Below are 7,952 nucleotides of genomic sequence, written 5' to 3' on the forward strand. Positions count from 1 at the left end.
GTCGGGTTGCAGGGGCTGGTAATCGGGTTGCTGGGCCGCGCTTTGCCCCGCAGCCAATAGGGCCAGAGCTGTTCCCAGCAGGAATTTCAAGGAAGCGGGCAAGCGCATGGGGAAGAATGAGTTGGGTCAAATCGCCCGTAATATAGGAAAAGCGGACGGGCCTTGCCAAAAAACTTATCGAGTAAAGGCGAAGCCGTTTCCGCTCGGTACCCCGATGACCTTCGGAAAGTCATTCCCGCGTTTCGGAAAGGGATTGCCGCAGTTCGTCAAGTCGCGCTTGACCGGGCGGTTTTCTTTGCCTAACTAAGCGGTATCGTCGCTACCGCGACCGGGCTTTGTAGTAAAAATTCTACGAAAAAAGGCCGTTTATCGAAAAAATTCGATTGCGGCGGCAGCGGGCGATGGCAAAATTTGTGGCGGGTAAGGTAAATCGTCTTTCAACCAGTACTAAACGAATGCTTCTCTATGAAAAATCTCTGCTTTCTGTTTTTGAATCTGAGCTTTCTCTGCTTCACTAGTTTCGGACAGACCAACGTCAGTGGAAATGTATCCGGCACTTGGACTAAGGCGAACAGCCCGTATATTATCACCTCTGATGTCACAGTACCTGCTGGACAGACACTGACGATCCAGCCAGGCGTAGTAGTGCAGTCAGACGCTTACAACGACGATTTGCTGGTCTACGGTACGCTGTTGGCCCAGGGTACCGCCGCCGACTCGATCCGCTTCCGGGGCGTGTTTGTCAGCGGCAATTCCACCCACGGCGGTACGCTATTCTTCTTGACCGGAAGTTCCAGCTCGATACTTGACTACGTTGCCGTCGACCGTATGGGTGACTCCTATTACGAAGGTGCGGCAGTATATATCGCCAATGGTGAGACGCCCACAATTCGGAATACTGTTGTGCGGTCAAGTGAACTCAACGACTTCAAGATTTGGGCTGGCGGAGCTAGGAACTTCGCCAGCGTCAAGGCCGTTGTGAGCGTCGACCGCGGCACGGGTGGTTCAAATGCGATCATGCCCAAGCTGGGCTACGGGTCTTATTACCGCCTGATCACCGACATCACAGTCGGCGGCGGGCAGACGCTGACAGTTCAACCTGGGGTGGTGGTACAGTCGGACGCTTACAACGACGACCTGCTGGTTTACGGCACGCTGTTGGCCCAGGGTACCGCCGCCGACTCGATCCGCTTCCGGGGCGTCTTCGTCAGCGGTAATTCTACCCACGGCGGGACGATCTACTTCCACACGGGCAGTTCCGGTTCGGTGCTGGATTACGTTGTAGTCGAACGCATGGGAGATACGTATTACGAAGGGGCGGCGATTTACGTCGATCAGGGTGAGACGCCCACCATTCGCAATACTGTGGTTCGATCCAGCGAGCGGCACGACTTCAAGATTTGGGCGGGTGGAGCCAGGAACTTCTCTAATCTACGGGCCATTGTGGACCTCGACCGCGGCACGGGCGGTGCCAACGCGACCATGCCCAAGCTGGGCTACGGTTCCTACTACCGCCTGATCACCGACATCACAGTCGGCGGCGGGCAGACGCTGACGATCCAGCCGGGTGTGGTGGTGCAATCGGCCGACTACTCCGACGACCTTCGGGTGTACGGCACGCTACTGGCGCAGGGTACCGCCGCCGACTCGATTCACTTCCGGGGCGTGTTCGTCAGCACTAATTCTAGTCACGGCGGGACGATCTACTTCCACACGGGCAGTTCCGGCTCGGTGCTGGATTATGTTGTAGTTGACCGTATGGGAGATACCTACTACTTGGGGGCGGCTATCTCCTTAGAGGCAAGCTGCACCATCAAAAACACTACGGTAAAAAACTCAGAACTCACGGGTATTTACACAAAGCAAGGAAGCTATGTGTTCAACAATTGCAGCATTTACGCCAACGCGACGTGGGGAGTATATAATGCGAGTACGGTCGCCACCGACATCGTCGATGCCCGGAATTGCTACTGGGGCAATCCCACCGGGCCATACCATCCAACGCTCAATCCGTCGGGAACGGGAAATAAAGTTACTGACAAGGTGCTTTTCAACCCCTGGTCCCAAACGCCCGGCGGCTGTATGTCTGTCACCGTCAAATCCGGCAACTGGAACGACCCCACCGTGTGGCTCTGCGGCCAGGTACCCAGCAGCACCGATCTGGTGGTCATCCGCCACGCCGTCGCACTCTCCGGCAGCTTCACGGCCCACGCCAAGCAGGTGGCCTACGAAACCGGGGGAAGCCTGAACCTGGGTACCAACAGCCAAATCCAACTCGGCAACTAACCGCTCCGGCATTATCCCACCCAACTCTCAACCCTCCGCCCTATGAACTACCCACCCATTGCCCAGGAACCCAGCGTCCACATCGGAGCGTACACCAGCGTTCCCCCGACCGAAATCATCTTCTGCGAAGGCGACCGCAACTACACGCACGTGCATTTCGCCCACCGCCCCATGATGACGCTTTCCGTCACGATGCGGGTGCTACACGAGCGGCTCGGGGAGGCCAATTTCCTGCGGGTGAATCGCTCGGCTTTGGTGAATAAGGCGGCCATTGCGGAAATGGATGCGGATGCGGTGGTGCTACATAACGGGCTGGTACTGCCCGTGGCGCGGCGGCGGCTGAGTTTTGTGCGGCGGTCGTTGGAAGTTATGAAACCCCAAATCTTCTTGTTACTGGTATTTGCAACCACATTTTCCGAAGCACAGAATCTAATTAAAAATCCCGATTGTGAACTACCCCTAATTGCCGGAAAGATTTCGTTTTGGACTGAAGCACTTGGAACAAACTGGACTACACGGTCTGATGATCCTACTGCTCAAAGTGGCAGTAATTATTTTTTTGCGGGCGAGGGAGTAGAGGCCGAGTTGAGTCAGACTATTCAATTGGACGATTATAAATGCTCGATAGATCCCGAAAATCAAAGGTTTAATTTCACGGGCTACACACGTTCCTGGAATCAAAAGCCGACTGACGAATCCCAAATAATAATTGAAATGCTGAACGCGAACGATGCAGTCTTACAATCCGATGATTTGGGTACCTTCAATACAATCAGTAATTGGAATTTTGTAAGCAAGTCGATTCAATCACCTGCTCTCACTAAAAAGATAAAAATTCGTCTATTATCCCACCGTAAAAATGGAGACAATAACGACGGTTATTTTGATAGTTTATCTTTGGTAGCAGAGAAAAACTTGCCCGCCACTATCACCGTCAAATCCGGAAACTGGAACGACCCCACCGTGTGGCTCTGTGGCCAGGTACCGGGCAGTACCGATGCGGTGGTCATCCGACACGTCGTCGCGCTTCCCGGCAGCTACACGGCCCATGCCGGGCAGGTGGCCTACGAGGCCGGGGGCAGCCTGAGCATGAGTACCAACGGGAAACTGCAGCTTGGGAATTAGCCGTTCGTTGCCGTTGAACACTCCGTATCAAGCAACAAAGCCCCTGAGCCAACAGGCCGATAGGGGGCCTCATTGCCTATACAGATATATTTTCCGATAACCTCTAAACTTTTCTTCGTAGTATTGTGTACCATATTGGTACGCAAAATAAAATGTGATGATATGCTAGTAATCAGCTCCCGGGAATTCAGAGACAACCAAAAAAAATACCTGGATTTGGCCGACGAGAACCAACAGGTGATCATTCAAAGGGGCAAGGGAAAAGCGTATGTACTCACACCCATAGGTGAAAGGGATAAGTACTTCATGGACCCCCAGGTGATGGACGATATCCAGGAAGGGATAGCGCAGTACCATGCCGGGAATACGACCAAGGTCGACAAAGCTGATTTTGATCAGTTGCTTGGCCTGTGAACTATTCAATAGCATTCACAGACAAGGCCCTGAACGGGATCGATAAGCTCAAAAAGTCAGGGAACAAACCCGTACTTAAGAAAATCCGTAAACTTCTCGATGAACTTACCGAACATCCCTATACCGGAACAGGTCAGCCTGAGCAGTTAAAATACGAGTTGGCTGGCTTCTGGTCGCGCAGGATCAACCAGGAACACAGGCTTATTTACGCAGTAGATGAAAAAACCGTCACTGTTACAATTATCTCAGCCAAAGGGCATTATGCCGATTGACTGTTTGCCTTCCTGCCCGTTGTGCAGAACATCCACAAAATGCCTTTTGAATATATAGTGGCGTGACATTGGTTATATTTTGTGATTCAGGTAATTAGCAATCCTGTTATGGCAAGCTTAGGGAAAAATGCTAATCAATCCCTTACCGCGCCGCCCTCACAAACGTCATAATCAACGACAGCTTTTGGTCGCCGCCCAGGTCTTGGGAAAGCGGGATTGTCTTCGGCTTGGTCCAGGTCATGGTGTCGGTGCCTATTTTTTTATATTCGTACACTTCTTTTGAGGTAGGGCTGTCGAAAATAACCAGATTTTCGCCCTCGAATTTCCAGTTCGAGACGGGGTCGGTGTCCAGGTCGATGCCACTGCTTTTGGCGCTGTCCTTGCAGCGTTGGGGGGCATCCAGAAACATCGTCGTGCCATCGGGCCGAAAGTGATACGTAACCTGCAAGGCGCAGGGGTCGAGCGCGGAAGTCAGGTCGCTGATGCCCCCGGCCAGCGGCGGATCGACGGTGTAGCTTTTCAATTTCCAGTACCCTTCCAATTTGAGGACTTCGGGTTGCGGGTCAGCGACTTTCCGTCGACAGGATACCAGCAGAAAAACGATAAGCAGCGAGAAGTAGAGAAGTGAGCGCATAAATTGTGGTAATGTGGTACGGTCGGGCGGCTCGGGCCACCCCGTGGCGTTCCAGCGTCCCGCCCGTAAAAGGAAAATGCTGCCATAAAAGGAGAAAAAGCAACGAACAGGATAAAACACCCAAGTTATTCAATATAAATTTCATATTGAAGGCAAGGTTGCTTATTTTCCGCTCCATTTCCCTCATGCCATGCTTTCCAACCACTTCCGGCAAATCGCCGAGGCCATCCACGCCGGACACAACGCCAGCGAACAGTTACGGTCGAGGTACGTCGGCTATTTGGCGGAAATTGCCAAAAACTGGGACGAGAAGCAGAATAGCGCCAAAGCAACAGCCAGGCGGGCGATTGTAATGCTCGAGAGCCGAATCAAAAAAGACAAAGAGCAAACCGTGTCTAGGTGGCCCGAAGAAAAAGTCAAATCGACGCTGCTCGAGTACCTGGAGCAGCAGCGGATTCTGAAAAAAATCCGGGCCACGAAAACGCTGGCGGACTTTCCGACTGAGGTTTATTTCGGGCTGGAAACCACGCTGCTTTACCGCATCGACTACCACAAAAAGCAAGGCAGCATTCCCGCCGACGATTCGCCCGAACTGTGGTGGCTGGAAGCCCAGGACAAAACCATCGCCATTTTTCTCGAAAAAATTCAGGCCCCCGGCTTCGTGCTGACCGCTTCGTTTTCCGCTTACTTATCGGGCATCGCGCGGCGTGTCGTAGATCAAATGGTGAGTGAAAAATACGCCGTCCAAAATCGACGCAGCACCGAGGAGTTTGAACCCGAAGACCTGGACGACGATCGGAGAACACACTTCTTTTCCACCATCGATGATGAGCTTTCGCAGCTAAAAAATCCCAAATGCCGCTCGCTGCTGCGAAGTATTGTCAATCTGTTCGAGTCGATTGCCCAAAAAGAGAAGATCGAGTATTCCGAAATAGTTTCCCTGCGGAAAGTGGCGATTCAGGAATTGGAGAATCTCCGTGACTGGAAAGTGAAGGAAATCGACAAATCATTCGAGAATTGCCGTAAGCGATTTGTAGTTGAAAGCTTTCCGAAAATCCAGGCGCAGTACGGCGACGCATCCCCTTTTTCACCGGAATTCATTGCGCAACTCGTCAGGCGGGATCAGCAGAAGCTGGAAGAGGAACGCAAAAACAAGCGCAACTGGAAAGCCGAAAAGTCGAAAGCAAAAAAAGAAACGGGCGATGGAATTGACTGAACAGGAATACGACCAAATCGAAGCATACCTGAGCGGCCGACTAACGGAGGTCGAAATGCAGGAAGTGGAAGCCCGCGCGCAAGCCGACCCGGAGTTTCGGCAAAAATGGCAGTACCAATTCGGCATCCGGGCGTTTTTCCAGCACCGCTACGACGAACTCCGGCTACTGGAAGTACTTGACGACCAAGCAGAAATCGAGACGAAGACAGCTAACCCAGCCGAACGAAGGCGGCAATTCATCGCTCCTTATTTAAAGCTGGTAGCCATGCTAGTGGCGGGCCTGGGGGTAGGCTGGCTGCTGTTCGGGCGCAGCGGCACGGGGCCGCAAGGCGAACTGCTGCTCTCGCGTCGCGCCGACCGCACCATTTTCCCAAACCCTGAAAACAGCTTCGGTGACCAGGATTCGGTTGTAAGTCAGGTCGTCATTCAGGCTTATGCAAATCGGGATTTTTCTGAAAATTCCTTCACCTACCGCAACGACTCGCTGCGGTTGTACAACGTCCCGGCCAGTATTTTCAATAGCGTTCGGCTAGACCTCGTGTATAAAAACCGCGCCTACCGACTGCAAACCGACGACCAAAACTACCTGCTGCGCGAAACCAGGCCCGATGGGGGTGTTTTGGAACCCGCTCGGTAATAATCGATAGTCCACATTTTTGATTATTACATTCTAAATGTCAGTCTGAGCGGAGTCGAAGACCGCCTGTTCGGACTGTCTTCGACTCCGCTCAGACTGACAGTCCGCTCAAAATGATATACTCCCAAGATTTTGCTAGAAAATATTCTTTATGACTCAAAAATTACTTCTGTTGGTCTTGATGATTGGGGCTTGTGCCAAGACGTCGGCGCAATCTACCGACGACGCCTCGGAACGGGTCGTAGAGGTATGCAATTGTATATCAAACTCCTATAACAAATTCAGCAGCGAAGATGCTGCCCGAAAGATCGTTGCCAGCCTGGGAGAACAAATGGGCGGGCGCGACTTCGACGTGCGCGCCGTCAACTGCACCAGCGCGGCGCAGGCCTTGTTCTGCGAGGGAAGACAGTACATTTTGTACAATAATACCCTGTTGGAAAGCATAAAGAAATTGGCACCCTGGGCCGAGCAATTCATCATGGCGCACGAAATCGCCCACCATGTCCTCGAGCATACCCACCCGAGGAGCCTGTTTAATTCCTCGGTACTTCCCGCTCTGGTCTTTAAGCAAAAGGATGGCCAGCAGAAAATGGTAGTCCAACTAGTCAAGACGAGGAAAGACGGTACGGTGGTAAAAGGACGGGAGGTTCACCGCAAGAACCTGATTTACGCTGCCAATTTCTACCATCATTTCAAAGAATACCAGGCCGATGCCGCCGCCGCCCTGGTGTTGTACGAGCGGCATATCCCGCTGCCGCAGCTCGACTCGATCTGGAAGCAGTACGCTCGCGAAACCCACACCGACTCTCTGAGCTGGTCGCCGCAGCATCCCAGCCTGTGGGTAAGGCGGCTACACACGGCTACCCTCTGGCAGCGGCTCCTGGCCGAGGGCTACGACGGCGCACGCTCCGGCGAGTCGGACGAGACCCGACGGAAAGAGATTCAGCGACGCAGCCGCGAGTCGGTGGATGGTTTTCTTTCCGGCAATGCCAAGAAGTTCGGGCCGGAGGGAACCGTCGGTCTGCCGCTGGACGAGCGGATTTTTTGGCAATACGTCAATATCAAGCACAAGCTGGTCGTAGAGCCGGATGTGGGCGTCATACTGAATCTAAAGCGCAGGCCTCCCGGTTTGTCGGAACCGGATGCCCTCCAAGCCCGGTGGACGGGTTTGAATGGCTACGCGGGTGTGCGGCTGACGCGCCTAAACTGGTACAGCCCAATCTGGTGGCAAACGAGCATTGGTTATAAAACTTTGAACTTCACGACCTACAATGAGCGCCAGAATCTGCCAGAAACCATCGAGCGTTTCCAATGGCAGGGACTTTACTTCTCGCCGCAGGTGGTCCTGACCAGCGTGAGCGGCAAATA

At 53.1% G+C, this 7,952-nt stretch carries 8 protein-coding genes; 7 read left to right on the top strand and 1 reads right to left on the bottom strand.

Features of this window, described 5'->3' with window-relative positions; all coding sequences use genetic code 11:
* Positions 1–465 precede the first annotated feature (465 nt).
* From ACEW8P_RS19100 to ACEW8P_RS19115, 4 genes are all read left to right on the top strand, one after another.
* Positions 466–2,286, top strand: a complete 1,821-nt coding sequence (locus ACEW8P_RS19100) for a hypothetical protein (protein WP_373514673.1) — start codon at positions 466–468, stop codon at positions 2,284–2,286.
* Between the two features lie 42 nt (positions 2,287–2,328).
* Complete coding sequence (locus ACEW8P_RS19105; RefSeq protein ID WP_373514674.1) at positions 2,329–3,411, top strand: LytR/AlgR family response regulator transcription factor; 1,083 nt, start codon at positions 2,329–2,331, stop codon at positions 3,409–3,411.
* Positions 3,412–3,573: 162 nt separating this feature from the next.
* Positions 3,574–3,825: a type II toxin-antitoxin system Phd/YefM family antitoxin gene (locus ACEW8P_RS19110; protein ID WP_373514675.1), complete on the top strand. Its 252-nt coding sequence runs from the start codon at positions 3,574–3,576 to the stop codon at positions 3,823–3,825.
* On the top strand, positions 3,822–4,097 hold the full coding sequence (locus ACEW8P_RS19115) for a Txe/YoeB family addiction module toxin (protein WP_373514676.1): 276 nt from the start codon (positions 3,822–3,824) through the stop codon (positions 4,095–4,097). Before ACEW8P_RS19110 ends, ACEW8P_RS19115 begins: the two co-directional genes overlap by 4 nt.
* Before the next feature lie 142 nt (positions 4,098–4,239).
* Here the strand turns inward: ACEW8P_RS19115 and ACEW8P_RS19120 are convergent, their stop codons facing one another.
* A complete protein-coding gene (locus tag ACEW8P_RS19120; RefSeq protein WP_373514677.1) occupies positions 4,240–4,731 on the bottom strand; it encodes a lipocalin family protein in 492 nt (163 codons plus the stop codon).
* Positions 4,732–4,921: 190 nt separating this feature from the next.
* On the opposite strand from ACEW8P_RS19120, the gene ACEW8P_RS19125 reads away from it, so the two are divergent.
* The 3 genes from ACEW8P_RS19125 to ACEW8P_RS19135 form a co-directional block, all read left to right on the top strand.
* Complete coding sequence (locus ACEW8P_RS19125) at positions 4,922–5,947, top strand: hypothetical protein (protein ID WP_373514678.1); 1,026 nt, start codon at positions 4,922–4,924, stop codon at positions 5,945–5,947.
* Complete coding sequence (locus tag ACEW8P_RS19130) at positions 5,934–6,584, top strand: hypothetical protein (RefSeq protein ID WP_373514679.1); 651 nt, start codon at positions 5,934–5,936, stop codon at positions 6,582–6,584. The genes ACEW8P_RS19125 and ACEW8P_RS19130 overlap by 14 nt, the downstream gene beginning before the upstream one ends.
* 151 nt (positions 6,585–6,735) lie before the next feature.
* Positions 6,736–7,952: M48 family metalloprotease (locus ACEW8P_RS19135; RefSeq protein ID WP_373514680.1), on the top strand; the 1,217-nt coding region annotated here is incomplete at its 3' end.

Source organism: Persicitalea sp. (genome assembly GCF_041751555.1).
Classification (GTDB): Bacteria; Bacteroidota; Bacteroidia; order Cytophagales; family Spirosomataceae; genus Persicitalea.

Bases quoted from the DNA above. Each gene is read 5' to 3' on its own strand.
- ACEW8P_RS19110 (WP_373514675.1), top strand. From the start codon at position 3,574: ATGCTAGTAATCAGCTCCCGGGAATTCAGAGACAACCAAAAAAAATAC.
- ACEW8P_RS19120 (WP_373514677.1), bottom strand. From the start codon at position 4,731: ATGCGCTCACTTCTCTACTTCTCGCTGCTTATCGTTTTTCTGCTGGTA.
- ACEW8P_RS19105 (WP_373514674.1), top strand. From the start codon at position 2,329: ATGAACTACCCACCCATTGCCCAGGAACCCAGCGTCCACATCGGAGCG.
- ACEW8P_RS19100 (WP_373514673.1), top strand. From the start codon at position 466: ATGAAAAATCTCTGCTTTCTGTTTTTGAATCTGAGCTTTCTCTGCTTC.
- ACEW8P_RS19125 (WP_373514678.1), top strand. From the start codon at position 4,922: ATGCTTTCCAACCACTTCCGGCAAATCGCCGAGGCCATCCACGCCGGA.
- ACEW8P_RS19130 (WP_373514679.1), top strand. From the start codon at position 5,934: ATGGAATTGACTGAACAGGAATACGACCAAATCGAAGCATACCTGAGC.